This window comes from Streptomyces sp. NPDC002580, from assembly GCF_042889485.1.
Taxonomy (GTDB): Bacteria; Actinomycetota; Actinomycetes; order Streptomycetales; family Streptomycetaceae; genus Streptomyces.
Map to the genome: position 1 here is coordinate 257,190 of NZ_JBIAQZ010000003.1, position 19,354 is coordinate 276,543.

Consider the following 19,354-nt stretch of genomic DNA (forward strand, 5'->3'; position numbering starts at 1 on the left):
TACCACCCCCCCCGGGGGGGGGGTTCCTCACCCCCCCCCCCCCCCCCCCGCCGGCCCCCCCCCCCCCCCCCCCCCCCCCCCCCGGGGGGGGCCCCCCCCCCCCCCCGCCCCCCCCCCCGCGGCGATGTTGAGTCGGAATCAGTGGCGGTCGTCGCGCTCCGCCGCCTCTTCCTCGGCTTCCTTGGCCTGGACCTCGGGGTCCAGGGCGGACTGGCCGCTGCCGTCGACCGACGCGAGGTGTCCGCTCTCGGGTACCTCGGTCGCGGCCGGCGGTTCGACGAGCCAGTCGGGGTTGGCCTGCTTGTCCCACCACTTCCAGGCGGCGAAAGCGCCGCCCGCCAGGATCCCCAGCACGGCCAGGCCCTTCACGAGACGGCCGGTCCTCGCCCGCCGCTCGTGCTTGCGGAGCAGCTTCTGGATCTCCTGGGGCGTGACCTGACCGCGCAGTGCGGCGATCGCCGCCACGCCACGCGCCGCGGCTTCGTCCCGAACGGGCTGGGCCGCGGCCACCGCCTGCTCGATCCTCGGCTTGGAATAGTCGGCGGCCTGACGAGCCGCCCTGCGGGTAAGGACGGCCGCTTCCTGAGCGACCTGGTCGACCTTGGGCGGCACATGCGTGCGGGCCTGCTCAATGCGCGGCGCGAGATGGGCGTCGTACTGGACACGGGCCTGTTCGGCGGCCTGCGACACCCTCGGCGCGAGCCGTACGCGCGCTTCGCTCGCGTAGTACGAGGCCCTGTCCTTGGCCGTGTCGGCGTAGGGCGCCACCACTTCCGCGGCGTGCAGCACGCTGTCCTTCGCCGAGCCGGTCGCGGCGCGCACGCTGTCGATGCGGGTCACGGGTTTCCTCCTCCTCGGTGGCGTACGTCGGGGGCATCGGGTACCCCCCATGACACACAGTTCACCTTTCCGCCCCTATGCGGATCATGCCCGTCCAAAGAGGCCGGGGCATGTGAGGGCGGGCATCCGTGTCACGGGTGCCGACCTCCGGGGACTCCCGAGGCGGAGCCGGTCAGGTGTCGATCAAGTGAGATAGCGGATTAATACGGGGCAACGGGAGCTTGTCGTCGACAATGCCACGGATCGCCTCTCCTCGCTCCCGTCCCGGTGCGACTCGACCGGTTTTCTCCGAGCGCGTTGTCCGCATGTGCGTGCGGAGGCGCCGGTCGGGAGCTGAGCGGGCCGGACCGTGCGAGGATCAGAATGTCAAGAGAAGGCAACGGAAGGCAGATCGTGGCCGAGCAGCTTTACGCCACCCTGAAGACCAACCAGGGCGACATCGAAATCCGGCTCCTGCCGAACCACGCGCCCAAGACGGTCCGGAACTTCGTCGAACTCGCCAAGGGCGAGCGTGAGTGGGTCAACCCCGAGACGGGCGTGAAGTCCACGGACAAGCTGTACGACGGCACGGTCTTCCACCGGGTGATCAGCGGCTTCATGATCCAGGGCGGTGACCCGCTGGGCAACGGCACCGGCGGCCCCGGCTACCAGTTCGAGGACGAGTTCCACCCGGACCTTCGCTTCGACAAGTCCTACCTACTGGCCATGGCCAACGCCGGCCCGGCCACCAACGGCTCGCAGTTCTTCATCACCGTCTCCCCGACGGCCTGGCTGACACGCAAGCACACCATTTTCGGTGAGATCACCGACCCGGCCAGTCAGAAGGTCGTGGACGCCATCGCGGGCGCCCAGACCAATCCGCGCACCGACCGTCCGGTCAACGACGTCGTCATCGAGTCGGTCGTCGTCGAGACCCGCGGGAACTGATCCCGCCCGGGGCATTTCCGTCCTTGATCCCGAAGACTCCCGCAGGGAACCAAACACCCCGTTCATCCGTAAGGATGGGCGGGGCGGTGCCTTGTGCGCACGGGCCCGGCGTGACCGTGTGCCAGTCGTCTTACGGAGATTGAGGGGACCCCATGAACCAGCCGCCCGGCAGCCCGCAGGGCCCGCGGAATCAGGGACCGCGGGATGCCGATGACCTGCCCGGCTGCTACCGGCACCCGGATCGTGAGACCGGCGTCCGCTGCACCCGTTGCGAGCGCCCGATCTGCCCCGAGTGCATGGTCAGCGCCTCCGTCGGATTCCAGTGTCCCGCCTGTGTCCGCGAGGGCTCCGGCACCGGCCACCCTCCGACGGCCACCCAGCCCCGCACGCTCGCGGGCGGCACGGTCGCCCGGGACCCGCGACTCGTCACCAAGGTGCTGATCGGCCTCAACCTGGCCTTCTACCTGGTCCAGCTCGCGGTGGGCGACGCCTTCACCGACCGCTTCCTGCTCTTCGGCCGGGCGTTCCTGTCCGGTGAGATCCAGGGCGTGGCCGAGGGCCAGTGGTACCGGATGCTGACGTCGATGTTCCTGCACGACCCCGACAACCCCATGCACATCATCTTCAACATGCTCGGCCTGTGGTGGGTCGGCGGTCCCCTGGAGGCGGCCCTCGGCCGCGCCCGCTATGTCGCCCTGTACCTCATCTCGGGACTCGCCGGCAGCGCGCTCTGCTACCTCCTCGCCGCTCCCGGTCAGCCGACGCTCGGCGCCTCCGGCGCGATCTTCGGTCTGTTCGGCGCCACCGCGGTCCTGATGCGCCGGCTCAACTACGACATGCGCCCGGTCATCGCCCTGCTGGTGATCAACCTGATCTTCACGTTCGGGTGGAGCAACATCGCCTGGCAGGCGCACATCGGCGGACTGGTCGCCGGGGTGCTGGTCGGCTACGCGATGGTCCACGCGCCGCGTGAGCGACGGAACCTCGTCCAGTACGGGGTGTGCGCGCTGGTGCTGGTCGCGGTCGTCGTCACGACACTGATCAGGACCACCCAGCTCACCTGAGAACCCGTACGGCTCACGTGAGAAGTGATGTTGTCCACAGACCGGGGCGGTTGTTGTGCACCGTGTCCGGGAACAACTGTGCCCCCTGTCACTGACCCGAGTTTTCGCAGGTAGGACAGGGGGCGAACAGGTTTGCGGGTGCCTGTCGGATCAATCACACCAGCGTCAACCACCGATGGGTTATCCACAGATCGTCTTTCTTTTCCACCTGTGGACAACTGTTGTGGATAACTCAGTGGATAACCGTGGGCAGAGCTGCAGGACCGGCCGTTCCCGCGTGAGCGGGGACGGTCACTTCCACTGCGTGGAGACGCCGAAACCGGCAGCGATGAAGCCGAAACCGACCACGATGTTCCAGTTGTCGAGCGCGTCGATCGGCAGGGTGCCGTCCGTGACGTAGAAGACGACGATCCAGGCGAGACCGATGAGGAACATGGCCAGCATGACCGGGGCGACCCAGGTATTGCTGGTCAGCTTAATGTTGGTCGTTTGCTTCGCCGGGGGCGGCGTGTAGTCGGCCTTCTTGCGGATACGTGACTTCGGCACGAGGGTCTCTCCTGTCGATGCGCTGCGTGGCCGCGCAGGGAACTGGGGCGGGCTCCGGGGCAGCGTACAAGGGGACACTGAGTGCTCCCCCGGGCGTCCGTTAGCGTAGTGCTTCCGCGGCGCCGAAGGAGATAAGGGTACGTTGAGCAATTCTGCCGACTCACCCAGGACGGAATCCAGTCCTGGCGGTACGCGCCGTTTCCGGCCCGTACGTGTCCTCACGGCCGCCGTCTTCGCCCTCGCCGGTCTCATCTTCTTCATGAGCTTCGACACCGCCAAGGGTACGAACATCCGTACGGACGCGTCCATGCTGAAGCTCTCCGACCTGATCCATGAGCGCAGCCACAAGAACGCGACGCTGGACGAGTCCAACGGCACCCTGCGCGACGACGTGGATGCCCTCGCCGACCGCGAGGACGGCAGCGGCGGGGCGGACGACGCCGCGCTCGCGGCGCTGGAGAAGAACGCGGGCACCCAGAAGCTCAAGGGCGAGGCCGTCACGGTCACGCTCAACGACGCCCCGCCGAACGCGACGGCGAAGCTTCCCGGCTACCCCGAGCCGCAGCCCGACTACCTCGTCATCCACCAGCAGGACCTCCAGGCGGTGGTGAACGCCCTGTGGCAGGGCGGCGCCCAGGGCATCAAGGTGATGGACCAGCGGCTGATCTCCACCAGCGCCGTGCGCTGCGTCGGCAACACCCTGATCCTCCAGGGCCGTGTCTACTCGCCTCCCTACAAAATCACCGCCATCGGTGACCCGAAGAAGCTCCAGAGGGCACTCGCCACCTCGCCGGCGATCCAGAACTACATGGTGTACGTCAACGTCTACGGACTCGGCTGGAAAGTCGAGGAGAACGGGACGGTGACTCTTCCCGGGTACTCGGGCACAGTGGATCTCCACTACGCGAAGCCCGTGGAGTAGCCGCCCGGCTTCGTGGAGCAGTGGGCGCATCCTGTGGAGCGAACTGCCGCCGGGGGGACCTTGTGTCGGTGCGAGTGGTCGTCAGGACGATCAGCGAGCTGTGCGTCACCGTCGGCGCCCTGATCGTGCTCTTCGTGGTCTACGTGCTGTTCTGGACCGGAGTGAAGGCCGACAGCGCGATGGAGCACCAGATCGACCTGCTCCGGAAACAGTGGGCCGAGGCGACGCCGACCCCGGAGCCGGCGTCTCCGACGGCTGCACCGGGCCCCTCGGCCTCCTCGGCACCCTCCGGCGCCGCGACCGCCCCGCCCACGCCGCGGGGAACCGGCACCCCCGCCTCGGCGAGCCCTAGAGCGCCGGGCCCCTACAAGTACGGCGGCCCCTTCGCGGTCATGTACATCCCACGGCTGGGTTCCACATGGAACAAGCCCGTGCTCGAAGGCACCGCCACGGACGTCCTGAAGAAGGGGCTGGGGCACTACCGGGGCACGGCCCAGCTCGGCCAGGAGGGAAACTTCCCGGTCGCCGGCCACCGGCGTACGTATGGCGACCCCTTCAAGGACTTTCCCGAGCTCCGGCGGGGTGACGCGGTGGTGCTGACGGACGGGACGACCTGGTTCACGTATCGGATCGACAAAGGCCCCTACAAAACGGTGCCGTCCGACATTGAGGTGATCGACCCTGTGCCACGTAAGTCGGGGTATACACGTCCGGGTCGCTATCTCACGCTGACCACGTGCGATCCGGAGTGGGGGCACAGCCACCGGTTGATCGTCTGGGCTCACCTCGATTCCACGCAGCCTGTGGAGGCAGGGAAACCGGCGGCCCTGCGCCGTTAGTCTGTTGGCGTACGGCGACGGAAGGGACGGCATGTACGGGTGGATCTGGCGGCATCTGCCGGGGAGCGCATGGGTGAGGGCACTGGTCTCGCTCGTCCTCGTCCTGGCCGTGGTCTACGTGCTCTTCCAGTACGTCTTCCCCTGGGCCGAACCGCTGCTGCCCTTCAACGATGTGACGGTGGACAACCAGTGAGCACGCGCATCCTCGTCGTGGACAACTACGACAGCTTCGTCTTCAACCTGGTCCAGTACCTGTACCAGTTGGGCGCCGAGTGCGAGGTGCTGCGCAACGACGAGGTGTCGACCGCGCACGCCCAGGACGGATTCGACGGGGTGCTCCTGTCCCCGGGACCCGGCGCTCCGGAACAGGCCGGTGTCTGCGTCGACATGGTCCGGCACTGCGCCGCGACCGGGGTCCCCGTCTTCGGTGTCTGTCTGGGCATGCAGTCGATGCAGGTGGCGTACGGCGGTGTGGTCGACCGGGCGCCCGAGCTGCTGCACGGGAAGACCTCGCTCGTCGAGCACCAGGGCAAGGGCGTCTTCGCCGGTCTGCCCTCGCCGTTCACCGCGACCCGCTACCACTCGCTGGCCGCCGAACCCGAGACGGTTCCGGCCGAACTGGAAGTCACGGCCCGTACGCACGACGGGATCATCATGGGGCTCAGACACCGGGAACTACCCGTCGAGGGTGTGCAGTTCCACCCCGAGTCGGTGCTGACCGAGCACGGCCACCGGATGCTCGCCAACTGGCTGCTGGAGTGCGGCGACAAGGTGGCCGTGGCGAGATCGGCGGGGCTCGCCCCGGTGGTGGGCAGGGCCACGGCGTGACCGCGCTGCGCCCCGAGCGCGACAGCTCCCCCTACGGCGGCGAGGCCGCGTACGGGGGCGCTGGGGCGTTCGAGGGCGCGGAGGCCCAGGCCTATACGGGCGCGGGTGCCTACGAGACGGCGGTCGGGGGCCTCGCGGACCCGTTGACGGATCCGCTGCCCGGCCAGGGACAGGGCGCACAGCAGCAGGGCTACGGCGCCGAAGGGTACGGATCCGACTGGTACGCGGCGCAGGCGGCCCAGGTGCAGGCCGCGCAGGCACAGGCAGCCCATGCCCAGGCCGTGCAGGCCCAGGCGGCGGCCTACGCACAGGCCGTCCAGGCCCAGGCGGCACAGGCCCAGGCTCAAGCGGCCCAGGCGGCACAGGCCCAGGCGCAAGCGGCCCAAGCCCAGGCGGCGCAGGCCCAAGCCCAGGCGGCGCAGGCCCACGCCCACGCCCAGGCCGCAGCTCAGGTCCAGGCGGCTCGGGGGCACGCCCGGACGTCGGCGATGCCGTCCGCGTCCTCGCAGGCGCCGCCCTACGCGCAGATGTACGAGCAGACGTACTCGCCGCCGTACGAGGACCGGGCCACCCCCTACCGAGCGCCGACGGCCGCTCCGTACGGCGGGCCCGTCGCCGCCGCCCGGGCGGAACCGATCGCCGCGCGTCCGCCTCGGGACGACGAGACGGTCGCGTTGCGTCTCCAGGAACACCTCCAGGAGCCACCCCGGACAGGGGAGCGGAACGCGGGCGCGGCCGGGAGCGGGGCCGTACCCGCCGCCGGTGGCCGTGCGGCCCGTCGTAAGGCGGCCAGGAGCCAGGGACGGCACGGAGGCGCGCAGGAGCCCCATGAGCCCCAGGAGACGCCGCAGGGGGCCGCCGAGGCCCCTCTGAGCCGTATGGGCGCCCGGCGTGCGGCACGTGAGCGGAAACCCAGCGCGGGTGTCCTCGCGAGCCGGATGGTCGGCGAGGTGTTCATCACCACCGGCGTACTGATGCTGCTGTTCGTGACCTACCAGTTGTGGTGGTCGAACGTGCGGGCGCACCAGCAGGCGGGCAATGCCGCGCAGAACCTCCAGCAGGACTGGGCGAACGGCAAGCGGAATCCGGGGACGTTCTCGCCCGGCCAGGGCTTCGCCATCCTGCACATACCAAAGCTGGACGTGGTCGCGCCGATCGCGGAGGGCATCGACAAGACGAAGGTGCTCGACCGCGGAATGGTCGGTCACTACGGCGAGGGTGAGCTCAAGACGGCGATGCCGGACGCCAAGACGGGCAACTTCGCGGTCGCCGGACACCGCAACACCCACGGTGAGCCGTTCCGCTACGTCAACCGGCTCAAGCCGGGCGACGAGATCGTGGTCGAGACGCAGGACGACTACTACGTCTACAAGATGGCGTCGATCCTGCCGGTGACGAGTCCGAGCAACACGAGCGTGCTCGACCCGATCCCCAAGGGCTCGGGATTCACCGGGCCCGGCCGCTACATCACACTGACCACCTGCACACCGGAGTTCACCAGTAAGTACCGGATGATCGTCTGGGGCAAGATGGTCGAGGACCGGCCGCGCAGCAAGGGCAAACCGGACGCGCTGATCGGCTGAGGACAGGCGCCGAGGCACGCGCGGAGCGTGCGCGCGCCACGGGCACGTGAGACAACCTGAGACAGACCAGACGGGGCAGATGAACAGTGGCAGCGAGGACCGACCACGACGAGCGCGCCGGATCGCGCGCCCGAATTGCGGCCACCGGTGGAGCACCCGTGGGGCGCCGGAGCATGGGGCCGCTCGCGATGGCGCTCAGCGTCTTCGGTGAACTGCTCATCACCGTGGGGCTGGTGCTCGGCCTGTTCGTCGTCTACTCGCTGTGGTGGACGAACGTCATGGCCGACCGCGAGGCGCACAAGCAGGGTGACAAGGTCCGCGACAACTGGGCGCAGGGCAGGGGCGGTCCGGGTGCCCTGGACACCAAGAACGGCATCGGCTTCCTGCACGTTCCGGCGATGAGGAACGGAGAGGTCCTCGTCGAGAAGGGCACGGCGACGAAGATCCTCAACGACGGGGTCGCCGGCTACTACACGGAACCCGTCAAGTCGTCCCTGCCCACGAGCGGCAAGGACGGCAACTTCACGCTCGCCGCGCACCGGGACGGCCACGGCGCCAAGTTCCACAACATCGACAAGATGCGCACGGGCGACGCGATCGTCTTCGAGACCAGGGACAAGTGGTACGTCTACAAGGTCTTCGGCATCCTCCCGGAGACCTCGAAGTACAACGTCAAGGTCCTCCAGAGGGTCCCGGCGCAGTCCGGCAGGAAGAAGCCGGGTCACTACATCACCCTGACGACCTGCACGCCGGTCTACACGAGCCGCTACCGCTACGTGGTGTGGGGCGAACTGGTGCGGGTGGACAAGGTGGACGAGGCCCGGACGCTCCCGAAGGAACTGCGTTAGCGTCGTCGGAGCTGGTGTGCGGGAGTGACACGTTGTCACTCCCGGCATGAACTGGGCCCGAAGTCGCAAACAGCCCTTGCGACTTCGGGTCCTTCTGCGTCGCGGAGCGGTTACTCGAGAACCGCCAGTGCTGTTCCGGTGCTCCATTCCTCCAGCAGGCCGCGGTGTACGGCGGTGATGCCGCCGGCGGTGGCGATGTTCAGGGCGTCACGTGTGAAAGGGCATGTCGCCACGAAGAGGGCAACCTCCGACGTGTGCAGAACCTTGGCCGCTCCGATGAACTTCTGGACGTCGGGGCTGGTGACGGAGAGGTAGGGCGCGAATCTCTTGCACTGGACGACGAGGGTTCGCCCGTCAGCCGTACGACCGGTGATGTCGATTCCTCGGTCTCCGCTGCCGCCCCGCACCACGACGGCGGAGCAGCCGTCGCGTCGCAGTAGCTCGGCGACGTACTCCTCGAACTCGCGGCCGTTCATGGCGTCGATTGAGGCCATGGCTCCGGCGAGGGCGCGGTCCTCCCGTGGGCTTTCCAGCCGTTGCAGCCGGGCGTGATGTTGGCGGAGCCGCCGTTCGACGGTCTGGACCCCTGCTCGCAGTGCGATCAGTTCCCTGCGGTGCTCGCCTGATGTCTCGATCAGGGCGTTGAACATCGGGACGACGGTCTTGCCGAGGACGTGGGTGATGCGCTGGTCGATGCGGTCGTCGAGTGCGACGGTGTCCCCGGGGACGGGGTTATCCACAGGTTGCGTGCGTGCCAGGTACTCCATGTCGAGGAGGTACACACGAACTTGACGCGCAACTTCGCTGTCCCGGAGCAGCATGGCGACGTTGAGGACGGCTCGCCGAGAGAAGAGAGCAAGCGACCGGGTGCGTGACTGAATGCCACTGAGTTGCTTGAAGTCACTCAGTTCTGAACCTGCCAAAACTTGATACCCGTTCGCTTCCAGCTCCGCTCGGTGGTCGTGTACGAGGGCTCGAATGGCCTCCGTAGTGGCGCCGAAGTACGCCGCGACCATCGCCGTCGTCACATGCATACCGTCCGGCAGCAGAGTCAGCGCCTTGACCCTGTCGAGTACTTCTGTGCGCTCCAGTGCACTATCCCGTAGAGCCTTCGATTCCAGCAGAGCCGATTCGTTGATCACGTACTGCCCCTTTTACTCGTGTCGCGGTCTTGCGGCCGGGGCAGAACTTCGATTCCCCACCCATGCCTTCAACGAGGCGGAAAGTATGAAGAAACGGTCGAATCTCGCACAGCAGGTCGACAGAGGCGACGCGATCGTCTTCGAGACCAGGGACAAGTGGTACGTCTACAAGGTCTTCGGCATCCTCCCGGAGACCTCGAAGTACAACGTCAAGGTCCTCCAGAGGGTCCCGGCGCAGTCCGGCAAGAAGAAGCCGGGTCACTACATCACCCTGACGACCTGCACGCCGGTCTACACGAGCCGCTACCGCTACGTGGTGTGGGGCGAACTGGTGCGGGTGGACAAGGTGGACGAGGCCCGGACGCCTCCGAAGGAACTGCGCTGACCCGCTGACCGCGACCGTCCTTCCGAACAGCTCAGCCGAAAGGGCCCCGGCACTCAAGAGTGCCGGGGCCCTTCCGTCGGTCGTCCGACCAGGGTTCTCGGTGGGGCTATCCGTTGTTGCCGCCGAAGAAGCCGCCACCGCCGTTGTTGTTACCGCCGTTGTTGTTGAGGCCGACCGTCGTCAGGATCACCGTCGTGTTGTCGGGGCTGTCGACCTGGCTGTTGCCGTTCGGGTTCTGGCCGATCACGAGCGCGTTCTCGTCCTGACTGCTGCCGTTCGTCAACTGGATGTTGTTGAAGCCGGCCTGCTGCAGGATCTGCCTGGCGTCCTTCAACGTCTTGTTCTTGACGTCCGGCACGGTCGACTTCTGCTGCTCCTTGGCCTTGCCGATCTGGATGGCCACCTTGGAGTTGGGGTCCGCCTGTGCGTTGGCCGCCGGGGTGGTCCCGATGACCTTGCCGACCAGGTTCTGGTCGTCGGTCTCCACTTCGGTGCACTCGCCGACGAGGTCGTTCTCCGCGATCTGCGCCTTGGCCTCGTCACAGGTCTTGCCGGAGACGTCGGGGACGGTGGACTGCTTCTTCGCCTTGGCGACGGTCAGGGTGATCGTCGACCCCTTCTGCACCTCTTCACCGAGACCTGGGTCCTGCTCCAGGACAGTGTTCGGTTTCTCCGTCGATTCCTCTTGCTTCGTCTCGACCTGGAACCCGTACTTCTCGGCCCCGAGGATTTTCTTTGCCTCGGCCAGATCCTTGCCCGTGACGTTGGGAACAGCCACCTTGGGCGCTCCCGTCGACACCACCAGGTTGACCGTGTCGCCCTTCTTGACCTCGGTGCCGACCGCCGGGTCCTGCGTGCAGATGTTGCCGGTCTTCTGGTCCTTGCAGGCCTTCTTCGTGACAGTCCCGAGTTCCAGTTCCCTGTTGGCCAGCATCTCCTTGGCGACCGGCAGGGTCTGCCCGACGAAGTTCGGCGCGCCGAACGGCTCGTCGTTCTTGTCCTTGCCCGAGACGACGTACTTCCCGATCAGGATCGCGCCGATGAGCACCAGGACACCCGCGACGACAAGAAGGATCGTCGAGGTGTTGTTCTTCTTCTGGCGGCGGCGGTCGGGGCGGTCGTCGTAGCCGTAACCGCCGTCGTCCGGGTTCATCGGCGGCAGCATCGACGTGGCCTGGGCGTCCGAGGCGCGCATGGCCGTGGTCGCCTGGTCGTCGCCGTACCCGCCGTAGCCGACCGAGCCCATGGAGGCGGAGGCCGCGACGGGCTGGCCGTCGAGGCAGGCCTCGATGTCGGCACGCATCTCGTCGGCGGACTGGTAGCGGTAGTCCGGATCCTTGACGAGGGCCTTCAGTACGATCGCGTCCATCTCGGGCGTGATCTCGGGGTCGAAGACCGACGGGGGCTGGGGCTCCTCGCGGACGTGCTGATAGGCGACGGCCACCGGGGAGTCGCCGACGAAGGGCGGGCGCACCGTCAGGAGTTCGTACAGCAGGCAGCCGGTGGAGTAGAGGTCCGAGCGGGCGTCGACCTGCTCGCCCTTCGCCTGCTCCGGCGAGAGGTACTGGGCGGTGCCGATGACCGCGGCGGTCTGCGTCATCGTCATACCCGAGTCGCCCATGGCGCGGGCGATGCCGAAGTCCATGACCTTGACCTGGCCGTTGCGCGTCAGCATGACGTTGGCGGGCTTGATGTCGCGGTGCACGATGCCGGCGCGGTGGGAGTACTCGAGGGCCTGGAGGATGCCGATGGTCATCTCCATGGACCGCTCGGGCAGCAGTCGCCGCCCGGAGTGCAGCAGTTCGCGCAGGGTGGACCCGTCGACGTACTCCATCACGATGTACGGGATGGAGGTGTTGTCGATGTAGTCCTCACCCGTGTCGTACACGGCGACGATCGCGGGATGGTTGAGCGAGGCGGCCGACTGGGCCTCCCGGCGGAACCGGGCCTGGAACGACGGGTCGCGTGCGAGGTCAGCCCGCAGCGTCTTCACCGCCACCGTACGGCCGAGCCGGGTGTCATGTGCGAGGTAGACCTCCGCCATGCCACCACGACCGAGCACGTGGCTCAGTTCGTACCGGCCGCCGAGGCGACGCGGCTCTTCCATAGCTACCTACCAGCCCTCTCCGTCGGTCCCGACCGCACCTTTGTGTGGTCCGGCGTGCCGTCCGGGCATACCGTACCCGGATCGCCTTCTGTGACCTGGCCAAGACCATCACCCGTGACAGGACCGGTATCGCAACGTGCACCGATGTGATGGGGACGTGAGCGGGGTCACTTCTTGCTGTCGATGACCGCCTTCATCACACTTCTCGCGATGGGGGCGGCGAGACCACCGCCGGAGATGTCTCCGCGGTCGGCGCTGCCGTCCTCGACGACCACGGCGACGGCGACCGGCGAGCTGTTGTCGGCGAGCTTCGCGTAGGAGATGAACCAGGCGTACGGCTTCTCGCTGTTGTCGACGCCGTGCTGGGCGGTGCCCGTCTTGCCACCGACGGTGACACCCTGGATCGCGGCCTTCGTGCCCGTGCCACCCGGCTTGATCACCGTCTCCATCATCGACTGGAGGACCTGCGCGTTCTCCTTGGAGAGCGGCTGGCTCAGCTCCTCGGGATCGGTCTGCTCGATGACGTCCAGGTCCTGCGTGCTCAGCTCGCTGACCATGTACGGCTTCATCAGGATGCCGTCGTTGGCGACCGCGGAGGCCACCATGGCCATCTGGAGCGGGGTGGCCGCGGTGTTGTACTGGCCGATCGAGGACAGCGCGGTCTGCGACGTGTTCATGTCGTCGGAGAAGACCGAGGCGCTGGAGCGGATCGGGGTGAACTGCTCGGTGCCGAAGCCGAACTTCTTGGCCTGCTCCAGCATCTTGTCGTTGCCGAGGTCCGCGCCGACCTTGCCGAAGACCGTGTTGCAGGAGACCTTGAGCGCGACGCGCAGGGTGGCGTTCTTGCAGGGGAGGTCGCCCTCGTTGGGCAGCTTGGTCGTGGTGCCCGGCATGATCCACGGGTCCGGGGAGTCCGTGTCGGTGTCCGCGTCCGGGACGAGCCCGTTCTCCAGGGCGGCGGCCGCGGTGACGACCTTGAAGGTGGAACCCGGCGGGTAGGTCTCGCGCAGCGCCCGGTTGAGCATCGGGTCGTCGGGGTTGTTCTTCTTCTGGAGTTTGTTCCAGGCCTTGGCGTCCGTGCTCGTGGAGTTGCCGGCGAACGTCGACGGGTCGTACGACGGCGTCGAGGCCAGAGCCAGGATCGCGCCCGTCTTGGGGTCGATCGCGGCGACGGCGCCCTTCTTGTCGCCGAGGCCCTCGAAGGCGGCCTTCTGCGCGGCGCCGTTGAGGGTGGTGACGACGTTGCCGCCCTGCTTCTTCTTGCCCGTGATCATGTCGAGGGTGTTCCGGAAGAAGAGCCGGTCGTCGTTGCCGGTGAGGATGCCGTCGTCGATCTTCTCGAGCTGGTTGGCGCCGAAGGCCTGCGAGGCGTACCCGGTGACGGGCGCCCACATGGCGCCGTCCTTGTAGGTGCGCTTGTACTCGTAGTCGCCCGTCTTGGACTTCACGTAACCGGTGATCGGGTTGCCGTCCACGATGATGTCGCCGCGCGGGGTGGCGTACCGCTCGATGTTCACGCGGCGGTTGGCCGTGTCGGTCCGCAGCTCGTCCGCCATCACGTACTGGAGCCAGTTGTCGCGGATGAGCAGGGCGAGGACGAGCAGCCCGCAGAAGATCGCGATCCGGCGCAGGGGCTTGTTCACGGGCGGACCACCTGGGTCATCTCGGCGTCGGGGTTGGGAGCGGGGGCCGGGGCCGGCCGGCGGGCGGTGTCGCTGATCCGGATCAGCACGCCGATGAGCGCCCAGTTGGCGATGACGGAGGAACCGCCGGAGGCCAGGAACGGCATCGTCATACCGGTCAGCGGGATCAGGCCCATGACGCCGCCGGCGACCACGAAGACCTGGAGCCCGAAGGCGCCGGAGAGACCGACGGCGAGGAGCTTTCCGAAGGGGTCGCGGGCGGCGAGGGCGGTGCGGATGCCGCGCTCGACGATCAGGCCGTAGATCAGCAGGATCGCCATGACGCCCGCCAGACCCAGTTCCTCGCCGAACGTGGCGAGGATGAAGTCGGAGTTGGCGGCGAACCGGATGAGTTCGGAGTGGCCCTGGCCGAGGCCGGTGCCGAGCGTGCCGCCGGAACCGAAGGCCCACAGGGCCTGCATGGCCTGCTCGGAGTGGATGATGCCGTCCTTGGTGCCGGCCTGGCTGAGCAGGTACTCGTGCATCGGGTCGAGCCAGGCCTGCACACGCGTCTGGATGTGCGGTTCGAAGCTCGCCACACCGACGGCGCCGGCCGCGGACATCAGCAGACCGAAGACGATCCAGCTGGTCCGCTCGGTGGCGACGTACAGCATGATGACGAACATTCCGAAGAACAGCAGCGACGTACCGAGGTCCGTCTCGAAGACCAGGATGAGGATCGAGATGAACCAGACGACCAGGATCGGCCCGAGGTCACGGCCGCGCGGCAGGTACAGGCCCATGAAACGGCGGCTGGCCAGGGCGAGCGCGTCGCGCTTCACCATCAGGTAGCCGGCGAAGAAGATCGCGAGGACGATCTTCGCGAACTCACCGGGCTGGATGGAGAATCCGGCGACCGAGATCCAGATCTTGGCGCCGTAGATGTCGGCGCCGAGGCCCGGGACCAGCGGCAGCAGCAGCAGCACCAGGGCGCCGACCATGGAGATGTAGGTGTAGCGCTGCAGGACGCGGTGGTCCTTGAGGAAGATCAGCACGACGACGAACAGGCCGATGGCCAGCGCGGTGTACAGCAGCTGGCGGGGCGCCGCGTTGCCCGCCTGGTTGATCGACTGGAGCAGCTTCGACTGGTCGAGCCGCCAGATGACCACCAGACCCAGCCCGTTGAGGAGCGTGGCCAGCGGCAGCAGCAGCGGGTCCGCGTACGGAGCGAATTTCCGTACGACGAGATGGGCGACGCCGGCCAGCAGGCCGAGGCTCACGCCGTAGCCGAGCAGGCCGGTGGGCACCTCGTCGTCGATGGCCAGGCCCACGTTGGCGTAGGCGAAGATCGGGATGAGGACGGCGAACACCAGAAGTGCCAGTTCGGTGTTACGTCTGCTGGGTGCGCCGATCGATCCGATCGTGGACGTGTGGTGCGTCGGCGTGTTCGTACTGCTCATCGTGTGACAGGGCCCCTCACGGCTTCTTACTGCTTACCGCACAGCGAGACCAGCTTCTGCTCCTCGTCGGAGAGGCTGGGGCCGGGTGTGGGAGTGGGTGCGGTCGTGGACTTGGAGGACGAGGGTGCCGAGCCCGACGGGGTCGGGCTCGGGGTGGACGTGGCCTTGGACGTCAGGGAGGTCTTTGTGGTTCCCGTGGTCCCACCGGCCTCGCCCTCACCGGTCTTCGCGTTCTTGTCGCTCTCGGCGGAGCGGCGCTCGGAGTCCTTCTTGCACGCGGACGCCTGCACGCCGAGCTCGGCGATCTTCGACTTCGCGTCGCTGAGACCGCCTTCGGCGATGGTCTCCTTGACCTGCTTCTGCTGGTACGGCGGCAGGTACTTGAGTTCGATCTCGGGGTGATCCTTCTCCACCTTCGAGAGCGAGACCCAGGCGAGGTCCTGGCTGATGCCCCGGTACAGCGCGACGTGCTCGCCCTTGGTGCCGACGTAGTACTGCGTCTGCGTCCAGCGGTAGCCGCCGTACAGGCCGCCGCCGATGACGGCGAGCGTCAGGATGCCGAAGAAGGATCTCTTCAGCCACTTGCGTCCGGTGCGCGGCTTGACGAAGTCCTCGTCCGAGTAGTCGTCGAAGCCGCCCGTGGACACGTAGCCGGTGGTGTCGCCGCTGCCGGGCGGGCCGAACTCGCCGCCGCCCTGGCCGGGCACGGGCCGGCCGAGGCCGGACGCGCGGCCCGCGGGGGTCTGCATGGCGCCGTTGTCCTGCAGCTGGTGCTGGTTCTCGGCCACCGCGCCGACCACGACAGGGGTGTCGGAGAGCTGCGCGGCGAGCGTGTCCCCGGAGTCGATGTCGAGGACATCGGCAACGATGACGGTGATGTTGTCCGGACCGCCTCCGCGCAGCGCGAGCTGGATGAGCTCCTGCACGGTCTCCTGCGGGCCCTGGTAGCTGGCGAGGGTGTCCTCCATCGTCTGATGGGAGACGACGCCGCTGAGGCCGTCGGAGCAGATCAGGTAGCGGTCGCCGGCGCGGACCTCGCGGATCGAGAGATCGGGCTCGACGTGGTCGCCACTGCCCAGCGCGCGCATCAGCAGGGAGCGCTGCGGGTGGGTGGTGGCCTCCTCCTCGGTGATGCGTCCCTCGTCGACGAGGCGCTGCACCCAGGTGTGGTCCTGCGTGATCTGCGTCAGCACGCCGTCGCGCAGCAGGTAGGCGCGGGAGTCGCCGACGTGGACGAGACCCAGACGCTGGCCGGTCCACAGCAGGGCGGTGAGCGTGGTGCCCATGCCCTCGAGCTGCGGGTCCTCCTCGACCATCATCCGGAGCTGGTCGTTGGCGCGCTGCACGGCGGTGCCGAGCGAGGTGAGGATGTCGGATCCGGGTACGTCGTCGTCGAGCGCGACGATGGTGGAGATCACCTCGGAACTGGCGACCTCACCGGCGGCCTGACCGCCCATCCCGTCGGCGATCGCGAGCAGGCGAGGACCGGCGTAGCCGGAGTCCTCGTTGCCCTCGCGGATCATGCCTTTGTGCGATCCGGCGGCGAAGCGCAGTGACAGACTCATGCGCACCTCGCCCGTCGGCTCCGGGTACATCCGCACGGTGCCCACCCTCCGGTCGGGAGCGCGCCGGGGTCCGTCGTGTGGACCGCCGCTGCGTGCTCGCTCCGCTCGCGCTCAATCATGACGTGGCACTACTTCCGCAGTTCGATGACGGTCTTGCCGATGCGGATCGGCGCGCCCAGCGGAACGGGCGTGGGAGTCGTCAGTCGGTTCCGGTCGAGATACGTGCCGTTGGTGGAGCCGAGGTCCTCGACGATCCACTGGCCGTCCCGGTCCGGGTAGATCCTGGCATGCCGGCTCGACGCGTAGTCGTCGTCCAGCACGATGGTGCTGTCGTGCGCGCGGCCCAGGGTGATGGTCTGCCCCTGGAGCGCCACGGTGGTGCCCGTGAGGGTGCCCTCCGAGACGACGAGCTTGGACGGGGCGCCGCGGCGCTGCCGGCCGCCGCCACCGGACGGTGGCTGCTGCTGGCGCTGTTGCGGCGGCGCGGCTTGCCGCGCGGCCTGCTGAGGCCTCGCGGCCTCCCTGCGCGCGCCGCGCTGTGTGACACGCGTTCCGAACAGGTCGCTGCGGATGACCTGCACGGCCACGATCACGAACAGCCACAGTACGGCCAGAAAACCCAGCCGCATGACCGTGAGGGTCAGCTCTGACATTGCCCCCGCTTCACCCTTCGGCTTGCCGATAAATGATGGTGGTGCTGCCCACGACAATCCGCGAGCCGTCGCGGAGCGTAGCGCGGGTGGTGTGCTGCCCGTCCACCACGATGCCGTTGGTGGACCCGAGATCCTGGATCGTCGAGGGCGTTCCGGTCCGGATCTCACAGTGCCGGCGCGATACGCCGGGGTCGTCGATCCGTACGTCGGCTTCGGTGCTGCGGCCCAGCACCAGTGTCGGGCGGGAGATCTGGTGGCGTGCGCCGTTGATCTCGACCCAGTGCCGCATACGGCCCCCCGCCGCCGGGCCGGCCGGCGGCCGGGCACCCATCGGTGCCGCGCCCGCGCGACCGCCTGGCGGCGGCGCGGACGGCATGGGGGGAGCGGCCGAAGGCGGGTAGCCGTAGCCGCCCTGGGCTCCGCGAGGAGCCGCCGGGGCGGGGCCCGCGGGGGCGCGCTCGGGGGACTGCTGGTTCGTGGAGGAGGCGAGCGTACGACTGCGCACGCGGTACAGACCGGTGTCGAGGTCGTCGGCCTTCTCCAGGTGGACCTTGATGGGTCCCATGAAGGCGTAGCGCTGCTGCTTGGCGTAGTCGCGGACCATGCCCGCGAGCTCGTCGCCGAGCTGGCCGGAGTAGGGGCTGAGACGCTCGAAGTCCGGCGTGCTCAGCTCGACGATGAAGTCGTTCGGGACGACGGTCCGGTCGCGGTTCCAGATCGTGGCGTTGTTGTCGCACTCGCGCTGCAGCGCTCCGGCGATCTCCACGGGCTGGACCTCGGACTTGAACACCTTGGCGAAGGTGCCGTTGACCAGACCTTCGAGACGCTGCTCGAACTTCTTCAGGACTCCCATGGGGCACCTCCTCCTGCGTAGCCGTCCTGGTACAGCTTGCTGTCGTCTTCCTGATCCTGCGGGCCTTGCTGGTACTGCTTACTGATCGTATCCACGCGTCGGGAAATCGGCTGGTTCCCCCTGTCGGCACGGTCGACGGGTTGTCGACGCCTTCCGAAGTCCCCTCCGCACGTTCCCTGAGAGGCCCCTCTTCGAACTCTTCCCGGCACTGCTCCTGCCATGGATCGTAGAGGCGCCTCGTGACCAGTGTCCCGCACCTGACTGTGCGGCCCGTCCTGCTCATGGGGAGATGCGCAGGACCGGTACGAGGTTGATACGTGAACAGGTTCCGTCCGCGACGTGTTCCGGGACGGATGGTGCGCATGGGGGCGCCGGGAGGGCGGCGGCCGGTGCCGGAGCTGGGACCGCGCGGGGAGCGAGGCCGGGCGGGGCAAGGCGCCGGGCCTGGGGATGCGGGGTGCGGAGGCGGGGAATGGCGGGTCCCGGGGGTGGTGGAAAGGGATGTGATCCCACCCCTGACAGCGTGCTAATCTTCTGGATGTCGGCAGGCGCTCGCACCACTCGGTGGGAGACGGACGACATACTCACTGCGCGAGTGGCGGAATGGCAGACGCGCTGGATTCAGGTTCCAGTGCCCGCAAGGGCGTGGGGGTTCAACTCCCCCCTCGCGCACCAAGAAGGACCGATGAAACGGGTCTTCACCAGAGACGAAAGTCCTGGTGGGGCCCGTTTCTCGTTGATCGGTTGCCCAGCTGGCCCCGGGTGTCGTCGGGGTGTTGCGGTTCGGGGCGACCACTGCGCGGCCAGGCTCGCTACGTGACAAACGTCACGGAGCGAGCCTCATTTCTTGATCGTCGATTTGTGTGGCTGTGACGGGTGATCAACCGGTTGGCTTCAGGTGGCCGGTGGGGGTCCGGCGGCCGATCGGCCTCGTGCGGCGCCGGCGGTGAGTGCGTCTGTCGCGCAGCCGGAAGCAGACCTTCTCCCATCCGGCGTCTCCGGAGCCGAGGGACTGCCAGTGCTTGGCCCCCTCTGCCGGGGCGAGCGTGATGCTGCGCCGGCGGCAGACCTTGAGCGGTCCCGTGGGCGGCGATGAGCCGCGTCCAGGTGCCGCGGTCGATGCGCTCGGCGTAGAGATCTTTGTGGCGTCGATGAGGGGCAGTGGCATCG

General features: G+C 67.9%; 17 protein-coding genes, 1 tRNA gene and 1 pseudogene. 10 read left to right on the top strand and 9 right to left on the bottom strand.

Features of this window, described 5'->3' with window-relative positions; all coding sequences use genetic code 11:
* Positions 1-138: 138 nt before the first annotated feature.
* Positions 139-840 (bottom strand): DUF5324 family protein, encoded by a 702-nt coding sequence (locus ACFYW7_RS12090; protein WP_389500848.1) that lies wholly within the window; start codon positions 838-840, stop codon positions 139-141.
* Positions 841-1,233: 393 nt separating this feature from the next.
* Between ACFYW7_RS12090 and ACFYW7_RS12095 the strand changes: the two genes are divergently transcribed.
* Both ACFYW7_RS12095 and ACFYW7_RS12100 read left to right on the top strand, forming a co-directional pair.
* Positions 1,234-1,767, top strand: a complete 534-nt coding sequence (locus ACFYW7_RS12095) for a peptidylprolyl isomerase (protein WP_389500850.1) — start codon at positions 1,234-1,236, stop codon at positions 1,765-1,767.
* A 152-nt stretch (positions 1,768-1,919) separates the two neighbouring features.
* Positions 1,920-2,831: a rhomboid family intramembrane serine protease gene (locus ACFYW7_RS12100; RefSeq protein ID WP_389500852.1), complete on the top strand. Its 912-nt coding sequence runs from the start codon at positions 1,920-1,922 to the stop codon at positions 2,829-2,831.
* Positions 2,832-3,122: 291 nt separating this feature from the next.
* Here ACFYW7_RS12100 and crgA read toward each other — a convergent pair whose 3' ends face one another.
* Positions 3,123-3,377 carry a cell division protein CrgA gene (gene crgA, locus ACFYW7_RS12105; RefSeq protein ID WP_389500854.1) on the bottom strand — a complete coding sequence of 85 codons (255 nt, stop codon included), beginning with the start codon at positions 3,375-3,377 and terminating at the stop codon, positions 3,123-3,125.
* Between the two features lie 142 nt (positions 3,378-3,519).
* Here crgA and ACFYW7_RS12110 point away from each other — a divergent pair, with 142 nt between their 5' ends.
* The 6 genes from ACFYW7_RS12110 to ACFYW7_RS12135 all read left to right on the top strand — a co-directional run bounded on the left by ACFYW7_RS12110 (position 3,520) and on the right by ACFYW7_RS12135 (position 8,397).
* Positions 3,520-4,299 (top strand): DUF881 domain-containing protein, encoded by a 780-nt coding sequence (locus ACFYW7_RS12110; RefSeq protein ID WP_389500856.1) that lies wholly within the window; start codon positions 3,520-3,522, stop codon positions 4,297-4,299.
* A 68-nt stretch (positions 4,300-4,367) separates the two neighbouring features.
* Entirely contained in the window at positions 4,368-5,138 is a 771-nt protein-coding gene (locus ACFYW7_RS12115; protein WP_389500858.1) for a class E sortase, read from the top strand.
* A 31-nt stretch (positions 5,139-5,169) separates the two neighbouring features.
* On the top strand, positions 5,170-5,331 hold the full coding sequence (locus tag ACFYW7_RS12120) for a hypothetical protein (protein ID WP_389500860.1): 162 nt from the start codon (positions 5,170-5,172) through the stop codon (positions 5,329-5,331).
* Positions 5,328-5,966, top strand: a complete 639-nt coding sequence (locus ACFYW7_RS12125; RefSeq protein ID WP_365869323.1) for an aminodeoxychorismate/anthranilate synthase component II — start codon at positions 5,328-5,330, stop codon at positions 5,964-5,966. Before ACFYW7_RS12120 ends, ACFYW7_RS12125 begins: the two co-directional genes overlap by 4 nt.
* A 488-nt stretch (positions 5,967-6,454) precedes the next feature.
* Entirely contained in the window at positions 6,455-7,549 is a 1,095-nt protein-coding gene (locus ACFYW7_RS12130; RefSeq protein ID WP_389501632.1) for a class E sortase, read from the top strand.
* Positions 7,550-7,635: 86 nt separating this feature from the next.
* Complete coding sequence (locus ACFYW7_RS12135) at positions 7,636-8,397, top strand: class E sortase (protein ID WP_389500862.1); 762 nt, start codon at positions 7,636-7,638, stop codon at positions 8,395-8,397.
* Between the two features lie 110 nt (positions 8,398-8,507).
* Here the strand turns inward: ACFYW7_RS12135 and ACFYW7_RS12140 are convergent, their stop codons facing one another.
* Positions 8,508-9,539 (bottom strand): restriction endonuclease, encoded by a 1,032-nt coding sequence (locus tag ACFYW7_RS12140; protein WP_389500864.1) that lies wholly within the window; start codon positions 9,537-9,539, stop codon positions 8,508-8,510.
* Between the two features lie 121 nt (positions 9,540-9,660).
* Between ACFYW7_RS12140 and ACFYW7_RS12145 the strand changes: the two are divergent.
* Positions 9,661-9,924: pseudogene (locus ACFYW7_RS12145) on the top strand (sortase domain-bontaining protein); the annotation flags it as partial.
* Positions 9,925-10,030: 106 nt separating this feature from the next.
* On the opposite strand, the gene pknB reads toward ACFYW7_RS12145, so the two are convergent.
* The 6 genes from pknB to ACFYW7_RS12175 all read right to left on the bottom strand — a co-directional run bounded on the left by pknB (position 10,031) and on the right by ACFYW7_RS12175 (position 18,184).
* Positions 10,031-12,031 (bottom strand): Stk1 family PASTA domain-containing Ser/Thr kinase, encoded by a 2,001-nt coding sequence (pknB, locus tag ACFYW7_RS12150; protein ID WP_389500867.1) that lies wholly within the window; start codon positions 12,029-12,031, stop codon positions 10,031-10,033.
* Between the two features lie 167 nt (positions 12,032-12,198).
* Positions 12,199-13,674, bottom strand: coding sequence for a peptidoglycan D,D-transpeptidase FtsI family protein (locus tag ACFYW7_RS12155; protein ID WP_389500869.1), 1,476 nt, complete (start codon positions 13,672-13,674; stop codon positions 12,199-12,201).
* Complete coding sequence (locus ACFYW7_RS12160; protein WP_389500871.1) at positions 13,671-15,113, bottom strand: FtsW/RodA/SpoVE family cell cycle protein; 1,443 nt, start codon at positions 15,111-15,113, stop codon at positions 13,671-13,673. Before ACFYW7_RS12160 ends, ACFYW7_RS12155 begins: the two co-directional genes overlap by 4 nt.
* Before the next feature lie 26 nt (positions 15,114-15,139).
* Positions 15,140-16,678 carry a Stp1/IreP family PP2C-type Ser/Thr phosphatase gene (locus ACFYW7_RS12165; protein WP_389500873.1) on the bottom strand — a complete coding sequence of 513 codons (1,539 nt, stop codon included), beginning with the start codon at positions 16,676-16,678 and terminating at the stop codon, positions 15,140-15,142.
* 128 nt (positions 16,679-16,806) lie between these two features.
* Positions 16,807-17,331 (bottom strand): FHA domain-containing protein, encoded by a 525-nt coding sequence (locus tag ACFYW7_RS12170; protein WP_389500875.1) that lies wholly within the window; start codon positions 17,329-17,331, stop codon positions 16,807-16,809.
* A 10-nt stretch (positions 17,332-17,341) separates the two neighbouring features.
* Positions 17,342-18,184 carry an FhaA domain-containing protein gene (locus ACFYW7_RS12175; protein WP_389500877.1) on the bottom strand — a complete coding sequence of 281 codons (843 nt, stop codon included), beginning with the start codon at positions 18,182-18,184 and terminating at the stop codon, positions 17,342-17,344.
* A gap of 589 nt (positions 18,185-18,773) precedes the next feature.
* Here ACFYW7_RS12175 and ACFYW7_RS12180 point away from each other — a divergent pair.
* Positions 18,774-18,859: transfer RNA gene (locus tag ACFYW7_RS12180), tRNA-Leu, on the top strand.
* Positions 18,860-19,354: the final 495 nt, after the last annotated feature.

Coding starts and splice junctions, on each gene's coding strand:
- ACFYW7_RS12100 (WP_389500852.1), top strand. CDS start 1,920: ATGAACCAGCCGCCCGGCAGCCCGCAGGGCCCGCGGAATCAGGGACCG.
- ACFYW7_RS12120 (WP_389500860.1), top strand. CDS start 5,170: ATGTACGGGTGGATCTGGCGGCATCTGCCGGGGAGCGCATGGGTGAGG.
- ACFYW7_RS12130 (WP_389501632.1), top strand. CDS start 6,455: ATGCCGTCCGCGTCCTCGCAGGCGCCGCCCTACGCGCAGATGTACGAG.
- pknB (WP_389500867.1), bottom strand. CDS start 12,031: ATGGAAGAGCCGCGTCGCCTCGGCGGCCGGTACGAACTGAGCCACGTG.
- ACFYW7_RS12160 (WP_389500871.1), bottom strand. CDS start 15,113: ATGAGCAGTACGAACACGCCGACGCACCACACGTCCACGATCGGATCG.
- ACFYW7_RS12165 (WP_389500873.1), bottom strand. CDS start 16,678: ATGAGTCTGTCACTGCGCTTCGCCGCCGGATCGCACAAAGGCATGATC.
- ACFYW7_RS12170 (WP_389500875.1), bottom strand. CDS start 17,331: ATGTCAGAGCTGACCCTCACGGTCATGCGGCTGGGTTTTCTGGCCGTA.
- ACFYW7_RS12175 (WP_389500877.1), bottom strand. CDS start 18,184: ATGGGAGTCCTGAAGAAGTTCGAGCAGCGTCTCGAAGGTCTGGTCAAC.